Origin of the sequence: Pedobacter antarcticus (assembly GCF_900112985.1) — a bacterium.
Taxonomy (GTDB): Bacteria; Bacteroidota; Bacteroidia; order Sphingobacteriales; family Sphingobacteriaceae; genus Pedobacter; species Pedobacter antarcticus.
Map to the genome: position 1 here is coordinate 281,741 of NZ_FONS01000003.1, position 22,341 is coordinate 304,081.

Below are 22,341 nucleotides of genomic sequence, written 5' to 3' on the forward strand. Positions count from 1 at the left end.
AAATGCATAAAAAAGGCATCCCCAGGGATGCCTTTTTTTGTTACACACATTTTTTGATACCTTGTGTGAAACACCTGATCAGTCAAAAACATATGAATACAGAAAACACTTTGAAATTGGTAGAATGTCCAAGAGATGCCATGCAGGGAATTCATGAATTTATACCAACGGCACTCAAGGCTGCTTATATTAACCTGTTACTGAAAGCCGGATTTGACACGCTTGATTTTGGAAGTTTTGTTTCGTCAAAGGCTATTCCTCAAATGCAGGACACTAAAGATGTGCTTGAAAAACTTGATCTGAGCAGTACTTCTACAAAATTACTTGCAATTGCTGCTAATCTCCGGGGGGCTGAGGAAGCGGTAGCTTGTCCAGAGATCAGTTATGTAGGTTTCCCCTTCTCCATCTCAGAAACGTTTCAGCACCGGAATACGAATTCGAGCATGCTTGCTTCTCTCAACACGGTAGATCAGATTCTGGAACTTTGTGACAGGCATCAAAAGACTGCGGTAATCTATTTGTCGATGGGTTTTGGCAATCCATATGGAGACCCATATAGTTTCGATATCGTCGGAGAATGGGCTTCCAGTTTAGCAGGCTTGGGGACAAAGATACTTTCACTGGCCGATACAACCGGAGTATCTACTGCCGAGCAGATCCGCATACTCATGCCTATGCTTCAGAAACAATTTCCGGATATTGAATGTGGACTGCATCTGCACAGTACGCCTGAAAAAAGAATTGAAAAAATAACGGCAGCTTATGAATCCGGATGCAGACGCTTCGACAGTGCTCTAAGGGGTTTTGGTGGCTGCCCTATGGCAAAGGATGACCTGACAGGTAACATAGCCACAGAAGAGCTGCTGGCGTTTCTGGAAAGCAGAAAGGAATCAACCGGGATAAATGATTATTACTGGAATGAAGCGTTACAATTATCTACTGAAGTATTTAGCTATAATTAATGCGTTATACCTTAACCATTCGATACTGCTGTATACCGTCTTCTTCAAAAAGATCTCCTTCTATTGCGAAACCAAAACGGGCGTAAAGCCCAACCGCGTCCGCTTGTGCATTGAGGTAAATTAACTCTGAGTTCTGAGGGATGTCAGCCAGCGCAGCAGCCAGCAAAGCTTGCCCTACCCTTTTATTACGGAATTCAGGTAAAACCGCAAACTGTTCCAGTTTATAGCCATCTTCAGTTTTACGCCAGCGACAAGCGCCGCATGGATTATTGTCCATCAAAGCAATATAATGCACTGCATCATTATCATCTGAAGACTCCATTGCTGCAGGAGACCCCTGCTCCCCGGCAAAGATCTGATTTCGGATTGCGAAGACCGTTTCCAGTTCTTCTTTAGTTCTGGCTTTATTGACTTGGAGTATTTCCATCACTTTTGTGTTTATAAATATGCTTTTTCTTATTCTGATCCACGACTATGGCTGCATCTATAGAATGAGAACAATGAATATCTGTTTCTTGTTTCGCCAGAGTTGACAATGTGACATAAAACTTATGCAACTGGTCCAATTCTGCCTCCGTCAGATCTTCGATGTCGACCATTCGGTTACTTGCCCTTTCATGTGCCGCAATCAATTCATTTAATTTTAGTTGTATTGCTTTACCATCCTTGTTTTGTGCCTTCTGAATCAGGAACACCATTAGAAAGGTAATAATAGTTGTACCGGTATTGATAACCAGCTGCCAGGTCTCTGAGTATTTGAATAGCGGCCCGGAAACTGCCCATATGATTACTATCATCAATGCGATAATAAATGCAGCTGAACTGCCGGTAAATCTAGTAGCAGCATTGGCGAATCTTTCGAACACAAAATTTTTATCACTGTTTTTCATATTTTTTTATGCTAAATGTCAGTAATAATAAACACTATTTCATATAAATAATGTGGGTTATCCGGGGTCCGGAATAAAAAAAAAGCCCCGGTAGAATACCGGGGCCTTTAGAATAACATTTACCTGAAATTACAGGTTAATGGGTTAAATTATAATTTGTCACTTGCGTCTCTGCAGTTCAGGTCTTCAAAAGCTTGAGTTAAACGTTTAACAAATGCTTCTTCACCTTTACGCAACCATACACGTGGATCATAAAATTTCTTATTTGGTTTATCGTCGCCATCTGGATTACCAATCTGCGCCTGAAGATAAGCTTCATTTGCTTTGTAGTAGTCTAATACACCTTCCCATAATGCCCATTGCATATCAGTATCGATGTTCATTTTAACCGCGCCGTAAGAGATTGCTTCTCTGATTTCTTCCTGAGAAGAGCCTGAACCACCATGGAAAACAAAATTAATTGGTTTCTCTGCAGTCAGTCCAAATTTCTCTTTTACATATTCCTGAGAATTTTTCAGAATTACCGGTTGTAATTTCACGTTTCCTGGTTTGTAAACACCATGAACGTTACCGAAAGCAGCTGCAACAGTAAATTTATCACTCACTTTACTCAATTCTTCATAAGAATAAGCTACTTCTGAAGGTTGTGTATATAATTTAGAACTATCTACATCACTGTTATCCACACCATCTTCCTCGCCACCAGTTACACCCAGTTCAATTTCGATAGTCATACCTATTTTAGCCATACGTGCCAGGTATTTTGTAGAAATCTCCATGTTCTCTTCAATGCTCTCTTCAGAAAGATCGAGCATGTGCGATGAGAAAAGAGGTTTACCATGTTCAGCAAAGAATTTCTCTCCGTGATCAAGTAAGCCGTCAATCCATGGTAATAACTTTTTAGCAGCGTGATCAGTGTGCAATACTACAGCAACACCATAATGTTCTGCCAGTAAATGCACATGCTTAGCTGCAGAAACTGCGCCTAGTACACAAGCCTGAAGATTATCATTATTCAGGGTTTTTCCTGCATAGAACTGTGCACCACCATTCGATAATTGAATAATCACCGGTGAATTCACTGCTTTAGCAGTTTCCATAACTGCATTAATCGTATTTGTACCGGTAACATTTACTGCTGGTAAAGCAAATTGATGTTTTTTAGCCTGCTCAAATAATTCCTGAACGGCATCTCCGTAAATTACGCCTTTATAGCCTTTTAAACTCATTATTATTAGATTTATGTTAGCCGAAGTTAGGAAAAATATCAGGCCGGGCAAATCTCCGGGGCTAAATAATTCATCAGAAAGGATTTGTCAGCGTGAGATTAAACTGTTCTGATTTTTTTTTGTTTCTTTGTAATCGCATTTTTCATACATAACATGGCTTGGTTTAAGAGAGAAAAAAAAGGTATCAGTACGCTGACAGAAGAAAAGAAAGAAGCGCCGGATGGCTTATGGAACAAGTGTCCTAATTGTAAAAAAGCATTACACAGTGCAGATTTAACTGAACATCAGTACGTTTGCCACTATTGCAACTATCATTTAAGAGTAGGTTCCAAAGAATATTTCCAGGTTCTTTTTGATCAAAATGAATTTACTGAACTTTTCAGCAATCTTACATCGGGAGATCCGCTTCACTTTACAGATAGCAAACCATATACAGAACGATTGGTCGACACCCAAGCTAAAACAGGGTTAAAAGACGCAATTCGCGCTGCTGTAGGAAAAATTGATGGTGAAGAGCTAGTAATTGCCTGCATGGACTTTAATTTTATTGGAGGTTCCATGGGATCTGTAGTTGGTGAAAAAATAGCGAGATCTATTGATTACAGCATTAAACATAAAATTCCTTTCCTGATGATTTCAAAATCTGGTGGTGCAAGGATGATGGAAGCAGCTTTTTCTTTAATGCAGATGGCAAAAACTTCTGCTAAACTTGCGCTCCTTAGTCAGGCGAAAATCCCATATATATCATTATTAACAGATCCAACAACGGGCGGCGTTACCGCTTCCTACGCTATGCTTGGAGATATTAATATTGCAGAACCAGGTGCTTTAATTGGTTTTGCAGGTCCCCGGGTAATTAAAGAAACCATAAAAAAAGACTTACCAAAAGGATTTCAGACTGCTGAGTTTGTTCAGGAACACGGTTTCCTTGACTTCATTGTCGACAGACGAGAGATGAAGGCCAAACTGGCGAACTTCCTTAAAATGGTTAAGAACTAATAAAATTATTGCATAAAAAAAGCTCCGTTGATCAACGGAGCTTTTTTTATGCAATAATTTTAGATTGCTGGATTGGCCTGGTATGCCGTCCAAAGTTCATCTAAACTCTTTTTGGTGATATCTCTCCAGGTTGATTCTGTATAAGTATGTGCCCTCATATTTTTATCCATGGATTTAACAAAATTAGGATACCCGTTTTTCTCAAGCCATACGAAGAACCTTGCGGTGATGCGGTAACCCTGATCATATTTCTGACCTGCTTTATATGCTGGTAAGGTCCAGTCTGCCCCTGCATTGTCAACACCATATGTGTATCGTACATAATCTGCAATACCTTCTGTTACCCACCAAGGACCGCTGTTGGAACCATAATCCTGAACAATATGCATAACTTCATGTGTAACCACATCGATGTCACCTGGTTTTTTCCCAAACCAGCTTGGACTGAAAAGTACTCTTCCATTGGAGGCTTCAGCAACTGCTTTATAAGCTGTATCAATTACAAAAGTGACTTCGCTTGCTGTATTTTTATTGTATTGTTTTTTCAACACCGGATAAACTTTAAAAAAAGTTTCCGTCATCCGCGTTTTAAGTGCTGAGGGAAAATTGGGGTCTTTGATCTCCCAGTTTAGAGTAAATCCATTTTTCTTAATAACTTCCTTGTCTTGAGCTACAGCAGTAAAACCAGTCGCCAGCAATAAAGAGGTGATACCAGTAATTACTCCAAAAAATTCACGTTTCATCTTCATATATATATCGGATAGAAATTTAACCTTTATCCGGCAGCTAATGTACCCGAATTGATATGGACAAGCTAAAATGAAACTGAATTGTGACGATAAATGACAACCTATCCCAGAACGGAAGAAGCCCATATTTTTCAATATGGGCTTCTGTTATATCTTAGAAATCACTGCCGGGTGTTACTCCAGGTTCATGCCCGGAGCCCAGTGGCTTGTTCTTCCTTTGCGGCTGATTACTGAATTCCGAACGTCCGGAATGTCTTGTAGAGGATGTTTCTCCACTGCTTAGCGTCTCATCTTCGTCTGTCGTATTCTCTTTATAAACAGTTTTCTTTTCCTCTTCAGTATTATGCTGTTGATTCAGCTTATCTCTATCATTGCGGTTTAATTCTTCCTGATTTCCCATTTAAGTAAAATTTAATATTAGCAATTAGACTAGTTATCAGGAGAACACCCGCATAAACCTATTGTTTGTCAAAAAAACAGATTAAAGAAAAAAACCTACTGCCTGCCATATACTTTTTCTTTGATTTCTTTAATCACTGAAAGGTATAAATCCACACTCTCCTGCGGATAATTACTCATTAATATCAATTTGTATTCCCTTTCGGGATCCCGGTAACAAGGTTGCTGGTAAGGTACTTCCAGGCAATAGAGACCGAGCTTTTCATAAAAGCGAATTCTGCGTACGGCATCTGTCGTTTCCGGCGGTTCCACTTCCAAAATCAAACGCGTATCCTTTAACAGCATCTGCATAACCTTTTCTCCATAACTTTTCCCTCTTTGATCCGGATCGATGGCGAAATGTTCAATATAATCCCAACCTCTAAGATGCCAGAGAATAACAAATCCTATGATCCGGTCACCTTCCAGAATGAGATTTAAATCCATCTCGCGCCTATTACCGATCATACTGAGCAATTGCGGCCAGTCCCTGCGTTCGCTGATTGGGAATGCCGACGTGTACAACTTAAAAACATAATCCAGATTTGGATCTTGAGCGGAATCAACAGATTGAAAATACATCTGATTCATATTTTGGTTATAAAAAAACGCTGGCCTTTCAGAGAAAACCAGCGTTATAATATTATAATAAATGGAATTGAGTCGTATTAAACAGCAATATTCTGTTCTACGATATGTTTAACTTTTTCCACTACAAAATCAATTTCTTCTTTCGTATTCAATTTTGAAAACGAGAAACGAACGGATGGACGATTAGGATCTGCACCAATACCTGTCAGCACATGTGATCCAATATTGGACCCCGATGAACAGGCACTGCCACCTGATGCCGAAATACCATTGATGTCTAGATTAAATAGTAACATATCTACCATTTCCATTTCCGGGAATGAAACATTGAGTACTGTATACAGGCTTTTTTCCGGTTCGGTCTCCCCATTAAAGGAAATACCAGGAACTTCTTCCTCCAGGCGTGTTTTCATATAAGATTTTAATTCCTGAATAACCTGCTGATGAGCTCCCATATCTTGATATGCCATCTCCAGAGCTTTAGCAAGCCCGACAATACCGTATACGTTTTCAGTACCTCCACGCATATTTCGCTCCTGTGCACCACCAAAAATCAAAGGGTTTATTTTAACCTTATGGCTAACATAAATAAACCCAACACCTTTAGGTCCATGCAGTTTATGCGCAGCACATACCATAAAATGAGCCTTTAATTTTTTGGCATCATGTACATAATGTCCCATAGTCTGTACCGTGTCGCAATGCAAAATAGCATCATACTTTTCACAGATATCACCTACGCGTTCCAAATCTGTTAAAGTACCCAGTTCGTTGTTAGCATGCATTAGCGAAACGAAAGTACGCGGGTTGTTCTCTAACAATTCTTCCAGATGAGCATAATCGATATTCCCTTTGCTGTCAATATTTACAAAACTAAGTTTATCAATAACGCCCTTCTTTAATAATTCATCCAGTGTATGCTCAACAGCATGGTGTTCAATTTTAGACGTAATGGCGTGTTTAAGACCATATGCCGCAATACCGCATCTGATTGCTGTATTGTCAGCCTCAGTACCTCCGGAAGTAAAAAATACTTCTGCAGGTGCCGCGTTAAGCAAACCGGAAACAGACTTACGTGCCTTCTCAATCAAAGTACGGACCTCGCGGCCCTGAGCATGAATAGAAGATGGATTACCATAGTAGTTTTCCATTACGTTAACCATTTCCGCTATGACCTCTTTATCAAGAGGTGTCGTTGCGGCATTATCTAAATAGATCCTGTTCATTTGAATTAATTCAATTTTAAAATTTCTTTGATATCTGCAATGATTTTGGCAGCCAGATTTTCAGCCACTGTTTCGTTGACAGCTTCACTGTAAATCCTGATAATCGGCTCCGTGTTCGAGCGTCTTAAATGTACCCACTCATTCTCAAATTCAATTTTCAACCCATCGATTGTACTCAATGGTTGATTTTTATATTTCTCCTGAACTTTTAGCAATAAAGCATCAATATCCATTTCAGGAGTCAGGGTAATTTTATTTTTCGATATGTGGTAAGAAGGATAAGTACTTTTAAGCCTGGATATAGTTAAACCTGTTTTCGCCAGATGGGTTAGAAATAAAGCGATCCCAACTAAGGCATCTCTTCCATAGTGCAGCTCCGGGTATATAATACCACCATTGCCTTCTCCGCCGATAACTGCATTTACAGCCTTCATCTGATTGACAACGTTTACCTCTCCTACTGCAGCAGCATGATACTCGCCACCAGCTTTCACCGTCACATCTTTCAATGCACGTGTTGAAGAAAGGTTGGATACTGTATTTCCCTTAGTATTCTGCAGCACATAATCTGCCACAGCTACCAGTGTATACTCTTCACCGAACATTGTACCGTCTTCGCAAACGAAACACAATCTATCCACATCAGGATCTACAACAATACCCAGATTTGCATTTTTCTGTTGAACGACTTTGGCTATTTCCGTCAGGTTCTCCGGAAGCGGTTCCGGGTTGTGCGGAAACTCACCATCAGGCGTACAGTATAGTTCGTAAACCGTATTTACTCCTAGTGCCTTTAACAAAGCCGGAATAAATATACCCCCGGTTGAATTCACACAGTCGATCGCAACTTTAAAATCTGCTTTACGGATCAATTCTACATCTACCAGTGGTAACGCAAGAATAGCATCAATATGTTTTTGAAGATAAGAATCGTCCTGAATGACCTTACCTAAGCTATTTACTTCAGCAAAGTTAAAATCAGACTGCTCTGCCATGTCAAGAACTTCTTTTCCATCTGCGTCGCTGATAAATTCACCTTTTGCATTCAAGAGTTTTAAAGCGTTCCATTGTTTTGGATTATGACTCGCAGTAAGTATGATTCCACCTCCTGCCCCTTCCATAGGCACCGCTATTTCCACAGTTGGAGTGGTCGACAAACCAAGATCAATAACTTCGATTCCTAGTCCCATTAAGGTTCCAGTAACGAGATGATTGACCATTTCACCAGAAATACGCGCATCGCGGCCCAGGACTATTTTCTTAATATTGGTATTTTTGATTACCCACGCGCCATAAGCAGCGGTAAATTTTACGATATCGACAGGGGTTAATCCATTTCCGGCTAATCCGCCAATGGTTCCCCTGATTCCAGAGATTGATTTTATCAGTGTCAATGTTATAATTTTTGTTTCCCAAAAATAGTAAAAATTAAGAAGGGAACCCAAATAAACAATATCAGATCGAATATCCACTTCGTTGCATCTAAATCACTATATTTGCTCCCATATTTTTAAATCCTGAATATTTATGCAGCGTAAATGGTTTCAATATTGGTTTAACTCCCCTTATTATCATATCCTTTATAGTCAGCGGAATGATGCCGAGGCCGAGTATCTGATAGACAATTTAACAGCCCATTTAAAGCCTGCTCTACACGCCAGGATACTAGACATCGCTTGCGGAAGAGGAAGACATGCTGTATACCTGAACAAAAAAGGGTTTGATGTGACGGGAATTGATCTCTCTGAACAAAGTATCCGTTACGCCCGGCAGTTTGAACAAAAGCACCTGCATTTTTATGTGCATGACATGCGTAAACTGAGTTACATCAATTATTATGACATTGCGCTGAATTTATTTACCAGCTTCGGATATTTTGATACCGAAAAAGACCATGTTAATGCCCTGAAATCGTTCCGTAAAAGCATAAAAGAAGACGGTACCTTGGTACTGGATTATTTCAATACCAAAAAGATCATAAGCAATCTGACTCACCGGGAAAGCAAGACCCTTGAAGGTATAGAATTCGATATTCATAAATTCGTTGCCGACGGAAAAATCATCAAACAGATTAATTTTGAACACAAGCAGAAGAACTTTGCTTTTGAAGAACGCGTACAAGCCTTCCTTCTGGCAGACTTCGAAAGGATGATGGAAAAAAGCGGTTTAAAAATAACAGAGATTTTTGGAAGTTATAATCTGGAACCATTTGACGAGATTAAATCTGATAGATTGATACTTCTCTGCAAAAAAATATGATCGAGCAGCTGCATACCTTCGATGTGGAGCTTTTTATGCGCATCCACCGCGGATTATCCAATGGGTTTTTCGACTGGCTGCTGCCATTAACCAGAAACAGGTTTTTCTGGTCACCATTGTATCTTTTCATCATTATATTCTGCATTAAAGAATATAAAAAAAGGGGATTGTATATTGTTGGAGGTGTGCTGCTCACATTTGCGATCGGAGATCTGATTTCATCCAGGCTGATCAAACCCTTTATTTCCCGTATCAGGCCTTGCAATGAAATTACCCTTGCAGATGAGATTATCCGCCGGGTTCCCTGTGGAAGCGGTTTTAGTTTCCCCTCTGCACATGCCACTAACCATTTTGGAATCGCTATATTCCTGATCCTGGTTTTTTACCCGAAATGGAAGCCTATCCTCCCTATCGGCCTGGCCTGGGCTTTTATTATCTCCTTTGCACAGATCTATGTAGGTGTGCATTATCCTATAGACACCATAGCAGGAGCAGCACTGGGCACAAGTATAGGCCTGCTGACGTTTCAAATTTATAAATACGTTATCAAAAGATATTAATGGAATCCTGGAAGCTGCTCGTTTTATTTTTATGTGCCTTTTTAGGGGGCTTAACTATTTTCCTAGTCAGAAGTGATAAGTCAAAATTGCTAAAACTGATCCTTTCATTTAGTGGTGCATATCTTTTTGCCATTACAGTTTTACATCTGATTCCCGATGCGTACAGCGGCCCTGACCATCAGCAAATAGGTATTTACATTCTGATCGGTTTTTTGCTGCAGGTACTGCTTGAACAATTTTCTGAAGGTGTAGAGCACGGCCATATCCACAGTCATCACCATGAACAGGTTTTCCCATACGGAATTATGATCAGTTTGTGCCTTCATGCTTTTCTGGAGGGAATGCCTTTAGCCGCAGATCAGCATAATGCACTTATATTTGGTATTGCACTGCATCATATTCCTGCAGCCTTTGCACTGGCAAGTATTCTGATGCAGAATAAATTCAAACCGGGAGGAATCGTGTTTTACTTAGCTGTGTTTGCTGTGATGGCTCCCCTTGGATTCTGGGTGAGCAATGGAATAAGTACCGGACGTATCGGTGGAATAGAGATCTATTTCAATAAAATGATGGGTATTGTAATCGGTATTTTCCTACATATCTCCACCACTATCTTATTTGAATCCAGTGTTGACCATAAAGTAACAAGAAGAAAAATGATAGCGGTATTATTAGGTATCGCTGTTGCATTGATCGGATATTATACCACAGGACAGGGGCATAGCCACGCGCATTAGCCCCCTTTTGCTTTCTTTAGCAGCTGCACCAATTGCTCGGCCTCAACCGCAGTAAGATGAGAAGATAATACTCCCGACAGATTCAGATCCGCATCCATCCTGTCCAGTAAATCCAATCCTTTTTTACTAATCAGTATATCAACAGAGCGCTTATCTTTTGAATTTAGCCGCTTAACAACTAACTCTTTCTGAAGTAAACGTTCTACAATCCTCGAGGCGTCACACATCTTGTCCAGCATTTTACATCTCAACAGATTTATGGTTGACGGACTCGGGTACTGGCCACGTAATATTCTCAGCACATTAAATTGCTGTGCTGTAATTTCAAACGGCTGTACCGCATTTTTAAGTTGCTCACTGCACCAATTGTGGGTAAATGCAACGTTAACCATTGCTTCGTGGAAAACGCTTTCATAGCGTGGTAATCTGACCTCTTTTTCAATTTGCATTACTCGTCAATTTTGGCATCCTTGTCGGGATGTGTATCTTGTTTAGGTTTACCATAGTTCCAGGGGCAATGTCGGCATTTGTTTTTGCAGCAGTATCCCCTTTTCAGGTGATAGGCAGCAGTAAACACCATTAATCCATCTTCATTGAAATAAAAGTCAATGCCCTCTGTCATTAATTAAGCAATTTAACAATTAAATTGTTTACATAATAATCCTGCAATTGAGACCCGTTTCCATGTATTGTCCAGACTTCTGACGGTTTTATCTGATCGATTGTATAGATGATATCGTTCCAGTCCACATGATCAGAGATCAAAAGTTCCATTCCGTTACTCCGCTGGAGGTTCTTCCATCCACTTGCAAATACCCTGATCACATTAACCGCACGGATATAGCTTCTGAAGACTAAAGGAGGTACAAGATAAATCAGGTTTTCCTGATTATTCTTCATTACCTTTCTATCATAGACCTCATAATTGCCCAGACTGAATCCTTCCTGTTCATAGATCCGGACAAAAGGAATAATATTATGATGTACCAGAATACGCTTTTCAGGGCAAAAATCATTAATCATGCGAATCAGACGCTGGCTTTTACCTAAGGCATAAGCACCAAGCATAATATTACCAGTCGTTGTACTCAATTTACGAATCTCCTGTTCCGGATCCGGATGTAATACTTCAGGATCTGCAAAAGTAGTCTCGGTAATTAGTACATCTGCCATAGGAAAAACTATAGGTTCGCAAGTAGGATCCGGTTGCAGCTTATAATCACCAGTATACAAATAAGATACCCCTTTATATTCCATCAGCACCATTGCTGATCCCAGCATATGGCCGGCAGACAAAAATGTAATTTTCACATCATTCAATGTAAAAGATTCATTAAAATCAATCAGATGAAATTCACCGGCAGCAAATTTTTTATACCGGTGCAACATAAATAAAGAAGTAGGTTTGGTACAGTATACATTTTGATTACCACTCACTGCGTGATCGCCATGTGCATGTGAAATCACGGCATCCCTGACCATCTCTTTAGGATCAAGGTAGAACTTTCCGTAGCTGCAATACAGCCCGGTTGTGGTTAAAACCACAAAATCGTTTAATATCATTTAGAATTTTTCGCTATAAATTGTTGGTGCAGATCGAGCACCTGTAAGATAACCGATGTAGAATCATCGTTGTGTATTATGTGGTCGGCCATTTCAAGTTTCTTCTTTTCAGGCCATTGTTTATCCATTCGTGCCATAATCTGGGCTCGGCTAAGCCCATCTCTTTTTTCTACCCAGGACAACCTGGATTCCAGCGGAGCGGTAACCACCACGTTAAGATCGCATTGCCGATAAGAACCACTTTCAAAAAGCAGTGCTGCCTCTTTAAGCAGGTAAGGCAGTGAAATATCCTGTATCCCGGCCCAGCTGTCAAAAGCACGCGCTACGGCCGGATGTACTAATGCATTGAGTTTTTTTAGTTCTGCCTCGTCCTGGAAAACTATTGCTGAGATATGTTTATTATTAAGCGCACCACTCTCCAGGTAACTCTCTTCGCCGAATGTACTTATTACGCCAGATACCAGTTCTACGTCACTAACCATAATTTGTTTGGCGACAGTATCTGCATAAAAAACAGGGATACCCAATGTTTCAAAAACACGGCAAACTGTACTTTTTCCACTCCCTATCCCGCCAGTTATTCCTATTTTCATTTGTATGATCTATTTTTCGATAATAAAATCCACCTTACCTGGCGTAAGCATAACCTTTTTGCAGTACTCTGGGAATCTGGTCAACCGCACCGTCAGTTGGCCATGGTGGTTTTCCTTCCATTCATTCAAATCAACTGCAGCTTCGATAAAATCTTCATTAACCTGCTGATAGCTTGACAAGGCAACTAAAAATGTCACTTTTACCTTTTTAGGGAAAAGTTTCACATTGTAGAATTCCTTATTGTTTAATATTTTCAACGGAACTTCGACCGTCTTTTCTGTAAACTCATCCACGGGGAGCCTCACTTCGACCACTCCGGGGAAGACGCTGATGTTTTTCATTACATTTTGCTTCACCGCAATCCTGCTAACCCGGTTACTATGAATATCCTGTAGACGGAGCGTATCCGTTTTCCAGAAATCTATTTTCTCCAGCTCCTCCTGCGGACCAGAAACCGTAACATAATTCGGTGTAAATTCTATCGGTCCTGAAATATCAAACTGCCTGGAGAACTTAAGATCAGGAACCAAAACTACAGGCACCTTTTTAACGGTTCTCTTAGAAAAATCAAAATAGAGGGTATCGGGTCTTACAGATATAATTTTCTGGGAGGTTTCCAGCTGGTTATTAACTGCATATAGCTGTTCCGAGAACAAAACGTAGTTTCTGTTATTTAGTTTATCCAGGCTGATACTAATATATTGGGGGTTAATCCTCAGCCGGGCAAATAATAATTGCCAGCCGGTTCCTTCTACTAAAAGATCGACTGTATCTGACTGCAGTGGATGAAATGCTTTTTTCTGAGGGAAATTCTTATACATCAGCACAGTTTTTGCCGTGTATACGTATTTATTATTGAGGGCAAGGAATAACCACCCCGCGATTGCCAGCAGCACACAAGTAAGCAGCACCAAGAAACGTTTCCGCTCTATTTTTGTCAGTTTAATGAATGGCATGGCTGAAAGTAATCAAATTTAATAAAACAAAAAAGCCGCACCAATACTGGAGCGGCTTTTACTAATAGCATTAAATTAAGCTTTTGGCAACTCTGTAGAAGCTTTTGTAGCATCAAGCGAGATTGCAGACTTATCAAAGCGGATTTTAGTTCCACCCTCAACTTCAATTAAGAATGTTAATTCATTCATATCAACGATTCTGCCGTGGATACCAGCTGTGGTCACTATTTTATCACCTTTTTTCAGGTCAGCAACTAATTTTTTGTGATCTTTTGCTTTTTTTACCTGAGGTCTGATCATGAAGAAATAGAAAACAACCATGATTAAAACCATTGGAACCAGGGTGCTCAGCATGCTGCTTTGGCCTGCTTGTAAAATTACTGTAGCTGTCATAAAATTATTATATTGAAAAATAAATTATTTAGAACCAACTTCCTTCACGTCACCAATCATGTGAACTTCAGAAATTGACGGGTTTGCATTAGAAGTGATTGTGATGATTTTATCCTGTAATCCTATTTTACCTGCACTATTAAATACAACTTTGATCACTCCTGTTTCACCTGGTTTAATAGGTGCAGTAGGTTTTTCAGGAACTGTACAGCCACAAGTAGCTGTTGCATTCGTGATTATCAAAGGAGTTTTTCCTGTATTTTTGAATTTAAATTCATGTGTTGCAGACTCCCCTTGCTGAATAGCGCCGAAATTATGCAACCCTTGTTCAAAACTCATCACAGGAGCATCAGGTGAAGCCACTGCATTTACCGTTTGTCCAGGTGCCGCTTCAGCATGCGCTGCGTGATCATGACCTTCATGACTATCATGTGCAGCTTCCGGTTGAGATTGTTGACAAGCTGTAAAAGCAAAAGCCGCAATGGCCATTAATACAATTTTCTTCATGGAATTAATTTTATTCATCTATTAAACCGCGGCCTATTTTTTTAATACTGTTTGTACGTTTCAGGTCGCCTAAAATTTTGTCCAAGATACCGTTAATAAATGAATTACTTTTCGGAGTACTGTAATCTTTTGATAGATCAAGATACTCATTAATCGTCACTTTAACTGGAATGGAAGGGAAATTCAGCAATTCACAGATAGCCATTTTCATTAAGATTGTATCCATGAGGGCTATCCTTTCAGATTCCCAGTTTTTGGTTCTTTCGGCAATAAGCTCCTGGTATTCTTTATTATTTTTGACAGTATAAACAAATAGATTTTCAACGAATTTGCTATCTTCTTTCCAGTCTCCGCTAATTGGGGTAAGCTTATTCTGGAACGGGTCTTCTGAAACAAAATTCTTTAATGTTTTAGCAACCATTCCCTGCATTACTTCTTTGTCAACAGACCAGTTTATAAAACGGTCTTCAAAAGCCTGGATAATATTCTGACTTTTCAGGATAATTTTACGGAAGATAAATTTGATGATTTCTTTAGAACCTTCCAGACTTTCATCGGGATCGTTCAGATAGGCCGTGTATTCAGGCGTAGTTTTAAGTTTATTGTAGATTGTACGGATAAACTCAGGATCTGCATGCCAGTTAATCTGGTATTTATTTACAGCAGATTTAAATTCAGGATTTCCCTGCAGGAGCACGATGAATTTATTGTGCAATAATTTCTTATTCGGATTCAGGTCATCCGCAGTAGGAAAATGTTTGTGAGATCTTTCGATGGCGTCGATTTCTGTATATTCCGTGATTTCTGAAAGTAATGCCAGCATTCTGACATACATTTCATACACCTGGTCAATACTGTGCATGACCTCTTTCTTTGCAGAAATAAGATCTTTCTTCTCTGTCATTTGCCACGCAAAGATATTTTGCAGGACTTTGATTCTTAAGTGCCTTCTATTTAACATGAATGTAAGAACGATTTGGTATAAATACCGGTTATTAAAATGATGATTTTATTTTTTTGATGTCTATTATTCTTTGTTCAGCTATCCGGTTTGCTGCCAGGATAGTTGGGATATTATCTGTTTTGGATAAACGTATTACGTTTCTGGTTGCCTCGTAAATATTTTCAGTCAGCTGCATAGTTCTTTTCTTTCCAAAACCTGTCAGTTCTGAATAACAATTAATCAATCCACCTGCATTGATCAGGTAATCAGGCGCAAAAAGTATATTCTTTTCAAGCAATAACTGACCGTTTGCCTGTTCATCTGCCAGCTGGTTGTTTGCAGAACCTGCAATAATTGCAAATTTCATTTTCGGAATAGTTCTCTCGTTTACTGTAGCACCCAGAGCACATGGAGCGTAGATATCTGCATCAAGACCGAAAATTTTGTCTGCGCTTACAGGCTTAGCTTTATACTTCCTGGCCACCTCAGCAAGCCTTTCCTCATTAATGTCGCTGATAAATACCTCTACATTATCTTTTCTGAGCAATTCTACCAGCTGTTCGCCGACATTACCGATTCCCTGAACGACCACAGAACGGCCAGCCAGAATATCGGTACCAAAAACTTCCTTTACACAGGCTTTGATTCCGAGGTAAACGCCTTTAGCAGTAGTTGGAGAAGGGTCGCCCATTCCACCGATAGATTCAGGAACCCCGGTAACATGTTTGGTCTCCATACGAATGTATTCCATGTCTTTGGTCGTTGTACCCAAATCTTCGGCAGTGATATATTCACCATTTAGATTTTGGATAAAACGGCCGTAACTACGCATCATGGCTTCAGATTTCCCTTTACGGGAATCACCTATGATTACCGCCTTACCACCACCCAGGTTTAAACCCGTAATAGCGGCTTTGTAAGTCATACTTCTTGACAAACGCAAAACATCCTGCAACGCTTCATTCTCTGTAGCATAACTCCACATCCTGGTTCCACCCAGAGCTGGTCCGAGTGTAGTATCATGAATAGCAATAATGGCTTTTAATCCGGTGTCAGGATCATTACAAAAAACAACCTTTTTATGCCCAAGGGCACTGAGCTGATCTAAAATTGAGTTTACCGCAGAACTATTACCAGTCATAAGAAATGTGTTTATCAGACAGGCCGCAAAACTAACGATAAAAAACATTAATTACATTGTTTTAACGAAACAGTTTACAAAAATCATACTCAATTGGCTAACTTTACCAGCTCATGAAACACCTCCGTTTTCTTAACAAACATTTCTATAAATACAAATGGTGGATCATCCCAGGCGTGTTTTTTGTCGTGATTTCGAATATATTTGGTGTCATCCCAGCCCAGGTAATCGGTCATGCTTTTAACCTGATCACGGAAAACATCCAGATCTACGGTTTATTCAATGGATTTGACAGGCAGCAGCTTGTTTATGATATTTTCAGTTACAGCCTGTTTTACTTCGGCATGCTTGTACTCCTGCTTTATTTACTCCGCGGACTCTTTCTTTTCTTTATGCGCCAAACCCTTATTCTCATGTCCAGACATATTGAGTTCGACATGAAGAATGAAATCTATGCACATTACCAGAAACTGAGTATGGGTTTTTACCGGCGTAACAATACAGGCGACCTGATGAACCGTGCTACAGAAGACGTTAACCGTGTCCGAATGTATGTAGGGCCTGCCATTATGTATGCAATCAATACTATTGTGCTGTTCCTGCTAATCATCAGCGCCATGTATTCTGTAAATGCGAAACTGGCAACCTTCAGCCTTTTGCCCCTCCCGGCACTGGTTATTATCATATATATGGTCAATACCAAGATCAATCAGAAAAGCGAGCAGATTCAGGAGCAACTATCCAGTCTGTCCAGCTTTGTGCAGGAACGCTTTTCAGGAATCCGGGTTATCAAGTCCTATGTAAGAGAAAATTACACCCGGAAAATCTTTGCTCAGGAAAGTGAAAACTATAAAGAAAGCTCTATGAGCCTGGTTAGAGTTCAGGCGCTTTTCTATCCTACCATGCTTTTACTCGTCGGATTAAGCACCATCTTAACCGTATATATAGGGGGAGAACAAGTACTGGACGGCTCTATCACTGCCGGAAACATCGCAGAATTTATTGTTTATGTAACTCAGTTAACCTTCCCTGTGACCATGCTTGGCTGGGTGACCACACTCATACAGCGGGCATCTGCTTCTCAGAAAAGGATTAATGAATTTCTGGAACTGCAGCCCGACATACAATCAGGGGATTTGGCTATTGACAACTTCAAAGGCAATATCCGCTTTGAAAATGTAAGCTTTACTTACCCGGACACTGGCATCACTGCGTTAAAAGATCTGAATTTCGAAATTAAATCCGGGCAGTTTGTTGCTATCATCGGGAGAACAGGCTCAGGGAAGTCTACCCTCGCGAACTTAATTATGCGTATGTATGACACTGATCAGGGCACCATTTACGTAGATGAGAAGCCACTCCCCTCGGTTCAGTTACAACCTTATCGTAACCATATCGGCTTTGTACCGCAGGAAGTTTTCCTTTTTTCCGACCACATATATAACAATATCGCATTCGGACTGGACAGCACCACAGATGAACAAGTTGAACAGGCTGCGAAAGATGCTGCCGTATATCATAATATTAAAGGCTTCGAACTCGGGTTTCAAACGATGCTTGGAGAGCGGGGAATTACACTTTCCGGCGGACAAAAACAAAGAGTATCCATTGCCAGAGCACTTATTAAATCTCCTCAGCTGCTTATTTTCGATGACTGTCTTTCCGCGGTCGATACCCGCACAGAAGAGGAAATACTGCAAAATCTAGGTAGGGTAATGCATAAAAAAACCAGTATTCTCATTGCGCACCGGATCTCTACAATTCAGAAAGCAGATCTTATAATCGTGCTAGACAAAGGCAGCGTAGCCGAAAAAGGAACACACAAAGAGCTACTTGCAGTAAATGGGATCTATGAAGAAATGTATAGAAACCAGTTGCTTGAAGAAGAAAAAAAATCACTTTAATTTCTATTTTGAAGTTTACTGATTAATACTTTATATTTACCCAAACCAAAACCAACAGTAATACCAAACATGGGAGAATTTGACAACAAAGAGAGAGAAGAAGTTTTTTCGAAGAAAGTAAGGGCTGGTAAACGAACTTATTTTTTTGATGTGAAAGCGACACGTTCAGGCGATTATTATCTGACCCTTACCGAAAGCAAAAAAAGGCTTGAAGACGGAGTATTCGTAAAGCATAAAATCTTTTTATATAAAGAAGACTTCGAAAAGTTTGCTGAAGGTCTGAATGAAACTGTGGATTATATTAAAAACCATCAGGATGTAGTAGAAAAACGCTACGAATATTCAGAAAACCATGAAGGTACTAGCAGAAACAACAGTGAAGATTTCTCCCTCTAATCATAGGCATACATACACACCTTTAAAAAAAAGCTCCTCTTTAAGGAGCTTTTTTTTTGCATGCAGCTTTTAAGATTCACAAACCTTAATTTCGACACTGCTTAATGTAATCCAGGAATCTTGCTCGGAGACGTTACAACCCAATATAAGTGTATTGCTGTGGCTTAGGTACTCCTTTAATTCCGCAAGAGCCTCTGCAGGTATACTTTTATTTAGAATCCTGACAGGCTCATCAAGTGCGGTCGTCCGGATCTCCAGGTCGTAAATTCCCTGTACCTGTGTATGGCAGACCAGTAATGAAATTTCATCAGATATCTTCTTCAGCTCCTGAAAAGCAAGAATTACCTGATCGGTATGTGCAGCCTTAAAACCTAAAACTAAAGCGCAGGAAGAATCAGCCTGCGGCTGTGCACCGTCAAACTGAATCTGATCTGCTTCTGCCAGTATTGATTCGATTACTAACCTATCCATAATTGCGTGTTTAGAAATGTATATACATAAAAGGAATACCAGGGATAATTGTTTGATGGATATCAAAAATATTGCCCGATACCGTATACAGAACACTACCTTAAGCTAATTCCAAACTAATCTAGATTAAAATGTTCAATTCCCTTTTTGTTTTATACGGTATAAACGTCGGCCTTTCCGAGATTATGATTATTCTACTCGGTTTATTTGTGCTTGCACTGATCTTGAGAAATATACTAATACAGCCCAGAATTAAACCTTAATTAATAGTCCATCCTTCTACCAAGTAAGCGGAAACCGTTTGCGCATAGCAGAAGCAGAACGATGATCATGACCCATAGCCAGCTATACCCTAATCTTTCTGCCAGGTAAAATCCAGCCGAGGGGCCGATTACCTGTGCAACTGACCAGCTTAAGGTATATCCTGCGGCATACTGCCCACGGTTATAACTATTAGATCTGCTCATAACGAAAGTGTTGATGAAGGGAAGCGCAAACATTTCACCCATCGTAAACAGCACTATAGAAATCAGTGCGACCATTACCGGTGTAAATCCAGGAAGCATAAGCATCAGATAGGCCAGCGCGATTAAGAGCACACCTTTCACAATGTAGTAAGTTCCTGAACGTTTATTTTGGATCTTGCTAATCATGACCATTTCGAAAGCAGCTATGATTAACCCATTAAATCCAAGTATCAGCCCGATATGCAGCTCATTAATATGCCACACTGTTTTGTAATACAGAGGCACTACTCGGAACATTAGAAAAAAACAAGTGGTGAGCATTGTAGTCAGCAGCAGAAATTTCACAAAAAGCACGTCTTTCCAGGGCTTCATTATTTCTGTTCCCAACATCTCCTGATCACTGGGCTCCGGTTTATCTATTGCAACTCTGGCAACTGCAGCTGGCAATAAAATCACAATCAGCAGGCCCGAAAGCATACTCACGGTACCATCCAAAATAAATAACATAGGATAACTGAATGAAGCAACAATGCCGCCTATTCCACTCCCCACTGCCCATCCTAGGTTTGTAGCAAGCCGGTTCAGACTATAAGAACGTGTTTGCGTTCCGGGAGCAGCATAAGTCGCAATCGCTGCAAAATTTGCAGGTCTGAATGCTTCAGAAAAAAAGCTGATTACCAGCGTTAGTAAACACAAAGTATCAAAATGGATGATGGAAGCGTAAAGAATAAAAAAAAGTCCCCCGATCACAGACGCCAGAATCTGAACCAGCCGGAAACCAATCATATCAGTTAACTTACCTCCGGCGGCAGCACCTGCGATCGAGCCAACACCAAAAAGAGTGATAATCAGACCTGCATCCGAAGGTGACCGGTCGAGATACTGGGTCATATACAAACTCATAAAAGGCACAGCCATACTGCTGCTCCTGTTAATTAGCATTACAGTACTCAAGAGCCAGGTTTCCCTGCTCAATCCGGAAAACGAAGTTTTATAGGTAGTAATTATTTTGGTTAGCATGGCTTTATCATTAGCACAAATCTAACCTCTTTTTACCAAGATTCGCCTAAATATCCCTGGAATGAATGATTCCCAGTAAAATCTCTCTTAGAATTTATGCTGGGCTGCAACCGGTTTTACGGGTTCGTAAGCACGCTGTCTCGGCTTATCGCTACACTGGCCCAAAGCCATATAAATTACAATAAAAATTACGATAGTAGAGAGACAACCTCCTCCTAGTTTTTTTGCTCCGTAACCGGCAATAATAGTTTTGAAAAATGAATTCATAGGTGAAATTTATTACAGAACATGTAACAACCGGATTAGTTTGCTCTATCTAGTAAAAAACTATGCTACGCAAAAAGCCGGCAGTCTGACCTGCCGGCTTCTATTATTGTGTTTGTGCTAGTTTTTTTATGCGAATACTATTGTACAACCACACCTTCTTTGCTAATTTTAATAAAAGCTACTTCAGTACCTTTTTTAACATCGATATGGTAATATTGAGATTTGTCGGCATTAGTAACCAGAAACGCTGCACTTGGAGCCCATTCTTTATACGCATCTGTTTGAAGCGTAGTTGTGACAGGAGCTGGAAGCTCTTCCAATTTAACTGGAACCTTCTGTGTACTATCCTGCTGAATAATTACCGGAGTGGAGATATTTTCGTTTGCTTTTACTGTCGTGATACCTGCCATTGCAATAAAGGCAGCGGATAAAATTAAATTTTTCATGTCTATATAATTTAAGTTTAACTGTTAATGAAAGATCATGGATCACATCCGCAGAGCAGTTTAGCTCCATGATTTCAAAATAATTTGTTGGTATTATAATAAGGTATATAACAAATACATGCCAAACCATAACAACATAAACAAGACATTGTTTTACAGACAGTTAACTATAATCCTTGTGGTTATAACCTGTAGACATTCTCCACAATATGCCCGGTATACACGCGATATGCCCGGTATACAAGTGATGCGGTTAATCGAGCGACACAAAAAGTTCTGATTGAATAAGCCATCTATTACCAATTTTACGCCACATGGCTGCATAAAAGCCACGGAAGGGAGCTGTCTGATAACTCCAATTGCCTTTTTCCCAGGCCAGAATGCCGCTTTCGCCAAGAATTACCTCCTCGGGGTTCCGGGCGAATAAAGGCGGATCTTTTTTAAACATTGAAAAAAATATCTGTTCCAACTCTTTCTTTCCCTTATACTGTCCACCCTCACCGGATTGCACATGGATATCGTCCATCCAGAAAGCCGCTACTGCTTTTGCGTCGGCAGCTGCTATCGCCGCATTACTTGCTGCCCTGGCCGCGAAAATGTCCAGGACATCCTTACTCGTTTGCTCCATATTGT

General features: G+C 40.1%; 29 protein-coding genes. 7 read left to right on the forward strand and 22 right to left on the reverse strand.

Annotated features, from left to right (window positions below):
- The first annotated feature begins 92 nt into the window (after positions 1-92).
- Complete coding sequence (locus BM192_RS08710; RefSeq protein WP_037443295.1) at positions 93-962, forward strand: hydroxymethylglutaryl-CoA lyase; 870 nt, start codon at positions 93-95, stop codon at positions 960-962.
- 4 nt (positions 963-966) lie between these two features.
- Here the strand turns inward: BM192_RS08710 and BM192_RS08715 are convergent, their stop codons facing one another.
- The 3 genes from BM192_RS08715 to fbaA all read right to left on the reverse strand — a co-directional run bounded on the left by BM192_RS08715 (position 967) and on the right by fbaA (position 3,081).
- Complete coding sequence (locus tag BM192_RS08715) at positions 967-1,389, reverse strand: GNAT family N-acetyltransferase (protein ID WP_037443293.1); 423 nt, start codon at positions 1,387-1,389, stop codon at positions 967-969.
- Positions 1,367-1,852, reverse strand: coding sequence for a low affinity iron permease family protein (locus BM192_RS08720; RefSeq protein ID WP_037443290.1), 486 nt, complete (start codon positions 1,850-1,852; stop codon positions 1,367-1,369). The genes BM192_RS08715 and BM192_RS08720 overlap by 23 nt, the downstream gene beginning before the upstream one ends.
- Before the next feature lie 149 nt (positions 1,853-2,001).
- Positions 2,002-3,081: a class II fructose-bisphosphate aldolase gene (gene fbaA / locus BM192_RS08725; RefSeq protein ID WP_037443288.1), complete on the reverse strand. Its 1,080-nt coding sequence runs from the start codon at positions 3,079-3,081 to the stop codon at positions 2,002-2,004.
- Between the two features lie 153 nt (positions 3,082-3,234).
- Here fbaA and accD point away from each other — a divergent pair, with 153 nt between their 5' ends.
- Complete coding sequence (accD, locus tag BM192_RS08730) at positions 3,235-4,080, forward strand: acetyl-CoA carboxylase, carboxyltransferase subunit beta (RefSeq protein WP_037443287.1); 846 nt, start codon at positions 3,235-3,237, stop codon at positions 4,078-4,080.
- Positions 4,081-4,139: 59 nt separating this feature from the next.
- On the opposite strand, the gene BM192_RS08735 is transcribed toward accD, so the two are convergent.
- The 5 genes from BM192_RS08735 to glmM all read right to left on the reverse strand — a co-directional run bounded on the left by BM192_RS08735 (position 4,140) and on the right by glmM (position 8,478).
- Positions 4,140-4,823 carry a basic secretory protein-like protein gene (locus BM192_RS08735; RefSeq protein WP_037439149.1) on the reverse strand — a complete coding sequence of 228 codons (684 nt, stop codon included), beginning with the start codon at positions 4,821-4,823 and terminating at the stop codon, positions 4,140-4,142.
- 160 nt (positions 4,824-4,983) lie between these two features.
- Positions 4,984-5,229, reverse strand: coding sequence for a hypothetical protein (locus tag BM192_RS08740; protein ID WP_051759692.1), 246 nt, complete (start codon positions 5,227-5,229; stop codon positions 4,984-4,986).
- Positions 5,230-5,324: 95 nt separating this feature from the next.
- On the reverse strand, positions 5,325-5,858 hold the full coding sequence (locus tag BM192_RS08745; protein WP_037439041.1) for a GNAT family N-acetyltransferase: 534 nt from the start codon (positions 5,856-5,858) through the stop codon (positions 5,325-5,327).
- Between the two features lie 77 nt (positions 5,859-5,935).
- A complete protein-coding gene (locus BM192_RS08750; protein WP_037439042.1) occupies positions 5,936-7,084 on the reverse strand; it encodes a cysteine desulfurase family protein in 1,149 nt (382 codons plus the stop codon).
- A gap of 5 nt (positions 7,085-7,089) precedes the next feature.
- A complete protein-coding gene (gene glmM, locus BM192_RS08755; protein WP_037439154.1) occupies positions 7,090-8,478 on the reverse strand; it encodes a phosphoglucosamine mutase in 1,389 nt (462 codons plus the stop codon).
- A 133-nt stretch (positions 8,479-8,611) separates the two neighbouring features.
- Here glmM and BM192_RS08760 point away from each other — a divergent pair, with 133 nt between their 5' ends.
- The 3 genes from BM192_RS08760 to BM192_RS08770 are packed head-to-tail and all read left to right on the forward strand — an operon-like array spanning position 8,612 to position 10,640.
- Positions 8,612-9,343: a class I SAM-dependent methyltransferase gene (locus tag BM192_RS08760; protein WP_037439044.1), complete on the forward strand. Its 732-nt coding sequence runs from the start codon at positions 8,612-8,614 to the stop codon at positions 9,341-9,343.
- The gene (locus BM192_RS08765; RefSeq protein WP_037439046.1) at positions 9,340-9,903 is read left to right on the forward strand and encodes a phosphatase PAP2 family protein; all 564 of its coding nucleotides are present in this window, start codon (positions 9,340-9,342) and stop codon (positions 9,901-9,903) included. The genes BM192_RS08760 and BM192_RS08765 overlap by 4 nt, the downstream gene beginning before the upstream one ends.
- Entirely contained in the window at positions 9,903-10,640 is a 738-nt protein-coding gene (locus BM192_RS08770) for a ZIP family metal transporter (protein WP_037439048.1), read from the forward strand. Before BM192_RS08765 ends, BM192_RS08770 begins: the two co-directional genes overlap by 1 nt.
- Here the strand turns inward: BM192_RS08770 and BM192_RS08775 are convergent.
- The 9 genes from BM192_RS08775 to BM192_RS08810 form a co-directional block, all read right to left on the reverse strand.
- Positions 10,637-11,089, reverse strand: coding sequence for a MarR family winged helix-turn-helix transcriptional regulator (locus BM192_RS08775; RefSeq protein WP_037439050.1), 453 nt, complete (start codon positions 11,087-11,089; stop codon positions 10,637-10,639). The genes BM192_RS08770 and BM192_RS08775 overlap by 4 nt on opposite strands.
- Positions 11,089-11,262, reverse strand: coding sequence for a C1orf53 family protein (locus BM192_RS20925; protein ID WP_169741366.1), 174 nt, complete (start codon positions 11,260-11,262; stop codon positions 11,089-11,091). Before BM192_RS20925 ends, BM192_RS08775 begins: the two co-directional genes overlap by 1 nt.
- Positions 11,262-12,203, reverse strand: a complete 942-nt coding sequence (locus BM192_RS08780; RefSeq protein WP_037439056.1) for an MBL fold metallo-hydrolase — start codon at positions 12,201-12,203, stop codon at positions 11,262-11,264. The genes BM192_RS20925 and BM192_RS08780 overlap by 1 nt, the downstream gene beginning before the upstream one ends.
- Complete coding sequence (coaE, locus tag BM192_RS08785; protein ID WP_051759694.1) at positions 12,200-12,796, reverse strand: dephospho-CoA kinase; 597 nt, start codon at positions 12,794-12,796, stop codon at positions 12,200-12,202. The genes BM192_RS08780 and coaE overlap by 4 nt, the downstream gene beginning before the upstream one ends.
- 9 nt (positions 12,797-12,805) lie before the next feature.
- Positions 12,806-13,753 (reverse strand): YbbR-like domain-containing protein, encoded by a 948-nt coding sequence (locus tag BM192_RS08790; RefSeq protein ID WP_037439059.1) that lies wholly within the window; start codon positions 13,751-13,753, stop codon positions 12,806-12,808.
- 75 nt (positions 13,754-13,828) lie between these two features.
- On the reverse strand, positions 13,829-14,146 hold the full coding sequence (gene yajC, locus BM192_RS08795; RefSeq protein WP_037439061.1) for a preprotein translocase subunit YajC: 318 nt from the start codon (positions 14,144-14,146) through the stop codon (positions 13,829-13,831).
- A 24-nt stretch (positions 14,147-14,170) separates the two neighbouring features.
- Positions 14,171-14,653, reverse strand: a complete 483-nt coding sequence (locus tag BM192_RS08800) for a DUF1573 domain-containing protein (protein WP_037439156.1) — start codon at positions 14,651-14,653, stop codon at positions 14,171-14,173.
- Positions 14,654-14,663: 10 nt separating this feature from the next.
- Positions 14,664-15,557 carry a transcription antitermination factor NusB gene (gene nusB / locus BM192_RS08805; RefSeq protein ID WP_234797531.1) on the reverse strand — a complete coding sequence of 298 codons (894 nt, stop codon included), beginning with the start codon at positions 15,555-15,557 and terminating at the stop codon, positions 14,664-14,666.
- 91 nt (positions 15,558-15,648) lie between these two features.
- Positions 15,649-16,737, reverse strand: coding sequence for a Glu/Leu/Phe/Val family dehydrogenase (locus BM192_RS08810; RefSeq protein WP_037439158.1), 1,089 nt, complete (start codon positions 16,735-16,737; stop codon positions 15,649-15,651).
- A 113-nt stretch (positions 16,738-16,850) separates the two neighbouring features.
- On the opposite strand from BM192_RS08810, the gene BM192_RS08815 reads away from it, so the two are divergent.
- Positions 16,851-18,641: an ABC transporter ATP-binding protein gene (locus tag BM192_RS08815; RefSeq protein ID WP_037439065.1), complete on the forward strand. Its 1,791-nt coding sequence runs from the start codon at positions 16,851-16,853 to the stop codon at positions 18,639-18,641.
- 69 nt (positions 18,642-18,710) lie between these two features.
- Positions 18,711-19,037 (forward strand): DUF3276 family protein, encoded by a 327-nt coding sequence (locus BM192_RS08820; RefSeq protein WP_037439068.1) that lies wholly within the window; start codon positions 18,711-18,713, stop codon positions 19,035-19,037.
- Between the two features lie 69 nt (positions 19,038-19,106).
- On the opposite strand, the gene BM192_RS08825 is transcribed toward BM192_RS08820, so the two are convergent.
- The 5 genes from BM192_RS08825 to BM192_RS08845 form a co-directional block, all read right to left on the reverse strand.
- Complete coding sequence (locus tag BM192_RS08825) at positions 19,107-19,508, reverse strand: hypothetical protein (protein WP_037439070.1); 402 nt, start codon at positions 19,506-19,508, stop codon at positions 19,107-19,109.
- 263 nt (positions 19,509-19,771) lie between these two features.
- Positions 19,772-20,995 carry an MFS transporter gene (locus BM192_RS08830; protein ID WP_074963954.1) on the reverse strand — a complete coding sequence of 408 codons (1,224 nt, stop codon included), beginning with the start codon at positions 20,993-20,995 and terminating at the stop codon, positions 19,772-19,774.
- A gap of 87 nt (positions 20,996-21,082) precedes the next feature.
- Positions 21,083-21,262: a hypothetical protein gene (locus BM192_RS08835; RefSeq protein ID WP_037439072.1), complete on the reverse strand. Its 180-nt coding sequence runs from the start codon at positions 21,260-21,262 to the stop codon at positions 21,083-21,085.
- A gap of 137 nt (positions 21,263-21,399) precedes the next feature.
- Positions 21,400-21,708: a hypothetical protein gene (locus BM192_RS08840; RefSeq protein WP_037439074.1), complete on the reverse strand. Its 309-nt coding sequence runs from the start codon at positions 21,706-21,708 to the stop codon at positions 21,400-21,402.
- A gap of 253 nt (positions 21,709-21,961) precedes the next feature.
- The gene (locus tag BM192_RS08845) at positions 21,962-22,336 is read right to left on the reverse strand and encodes a DUF4440 domain-containing protein (RefSeq protein ID WP_074963955.1); all 375 of its coding nucleotides are present in this window, start codon (positions 22,334-22,336) and stop codon (positions 21,962-21,964) included.
- Between the last annotated feature and the right edge of the window lie 5 nt (positions 22,337-22,341).

Bases quoted from the DNA above. Each gene is read 5' to 3' on its own strand.
- BM192_RS08710 (WP_037443295.1), top strand. From the start codon at position 93: ATGAATACAGAAAACACTTTGAAATTGGTAGAATGTCCAAGAGATGCC.
- BM192_RS08715 (WP_037443293.1), bottom strand. From the start codon at position 1,389: ATGGAAATACTCCAAGTCAATAAAGCCAGAACTAAAGAAGAACTGGAA.
- BM192_RS08720 (WP_037443290.1), bottom strand. From the start codon at position 1,852: ATGAAAAACAGTGATAAAAATTTTGTGTTCGAAAGATTCGCCAATGCT.
- fbaA (WP_037443288.1), bottom strand. From the start codon at position 3,081: ATGAGTTTAAAAGGCTATAAAGGCGTAATTTACGGAGATGCCGTTCAG.
- accD (WP_037443287.1), top strand. From the start codon at position 3,235: ATGGCTTGGTTTAAGAGAGAAAAAAAAGGTATCAGTACGCTGACAGAA.
- BM192_RS08735 (WP_037439149.1), bottom strand. From the start codon at position 4,823: ATGAAACGTGAATTTTTTGGAGTAATTACTGGTATCACCTCTTTATTG.
- BM192_RS08740 (WP_051759692.1), bottom strand. From the start codon at position 5,229: ATGGGAAATCAGGAAGAATTAAACCGCAATGATAGAGATAAGCTGAAT.
- BM192_RS08745 (WP_037439041.1), bottom strand. From the start codon at position 5,858: ATGAATCAGATGTATTTTCAATCTGTTGATTCCGCTCAAGATCCAAAT.
- BM192_RS08750 (WP_037439042.1), bottom strand. From the start codon at position 7,084: ATGAACAGGATCTATTTAGATAATGCCGCAACGACACCTCTTGATAAA.
- BM192_RS08760 (WP_037439044.1), top strand. From the start codon at position 8,612: ATGCAGCGTAAATGGTTTCAATATTGGTTTAACTCCCCTTATTATCAT.
- BM192_RS08765 (WP_037439046.1), top strand. From the start codon at position 9,340: ATGATCGAGCAGCTGCATACCTTCGATGTGGAGCTTTTTATGCGCATC.
- BM192_RS08770 (WP_037439048.1), top strand. From the start codon at position 9,903: ATGGAATCCTGGAAGCTGCTCGTTTTATTTTTATGTGCCTTTTTAGGG.
- BM192_RS08775 (WP_037439050.1), bottom strand. From the start codon at position 11,089: ATGCAAATTGAAAAAGAGGTCAGATTACCACGCTATGAAAGCGTTTTC.
- BM192_RS20925 (WP_169741366.1), bottom strand. From the start codon at position 11,262: ATGACAGAGGGCATTGACTTTTATTTCAATGAAGATGGATTAATGGTG.
- BM192_RS08780 (WP_037439056.1), bottom strand. From the start codon at position 12,203: ATGATATTAAACGATTTTGTGGTTTTAACCACAACCGGGCTGTATTGC.
- coaE (WP_051759694.1), bottom strand. From the start codon at position 12,796: ATGAAAATAGGAATAACTGGCGGGATAGGGAGTGGAAAAAGTACAGTT.
- BM192_RS08790 (WP_037439059.1), bottom strand. From the start codon at position 13,753: ATGCCATTCATTAAACTGACAAAAATAGAGCGGAAACGTTTCTTGGTG.
- yajC (WP_037439061.1), bottom strand. From the start codon at position 14,146: ATGACAGCTACAGTAATTTTACAAGCAGGCCAAAGCAGCATGCTGAGC.
- BM192_RS08800 (WP_037439156.1), bottom strand. From the start codon at position 14,653: ATGAAGAAAATTGTATTAATGGCCATTGCGGCTTTTGCTTTTACAGCT.
- nusB (WP_234797531.1), bottom strand. From the start codon at position 15,557: ATGACAGAGAAGAAAGATCTTATTTCTGCAAAGAAAGAGGTCATGCAC.
- BM192_RS08810 (WP_037439158.1), bottom strand. From the start codon at position 16,737: ATGACTGGTAATAGTTCTGCGGTAAACTCAATTTTAGATCAGCTCAGT.
- BM192_RS08815 (WP_037439065.1), top strand. From the start codon at position 16,851: ATGAAACACCTCCGTTTTCTTAACAAACATTTCTATAAATACAAATGG.
- BM192_RS08820 (WP_037439068.1), top strand. From the start codon at position 18,711: ATGGGAGAATTTGACAACAAAGAGAGAGAAGAAGTTTTTTCGAAGAAA.
- BM192_RS08825 (WP_037439070.1), bottom strand. From the start codon at position 19,508: ATGGATAGGTTAGTAATCGAATCAATACTGGCAGAAGCAGATCAGATT.
- BM192_RS08830 (WP_074963954.1), bottom strand. From the start codon at position 20,995: ATGCTAACCAAAATAATTACTACCTATAAAACTTCGTTTTCCGGATTG.
- BM192_RS08835 (WP_037439072.1), bottom strand. From the start codon at position 21,262: ATGAATTCATTTTTCAAAACTATTATTGCCGGTTACGGAGCAAAAAAA.
- BM192_RS08840 (WP_037439074.1), bottom strand. From the start codon at position 21,708: ATGAAAAATTTAATTTTATCCGCTGCCTTTATTGCAATGGCAGGTATC.
- BM192_RS08845 (WP_074963955.1), bottom strand. From the start codon at position 22,336: ATGGAGCAAACGAGTAAGGATGTCCTGGACATTTTCGCGGCCAGGGCA.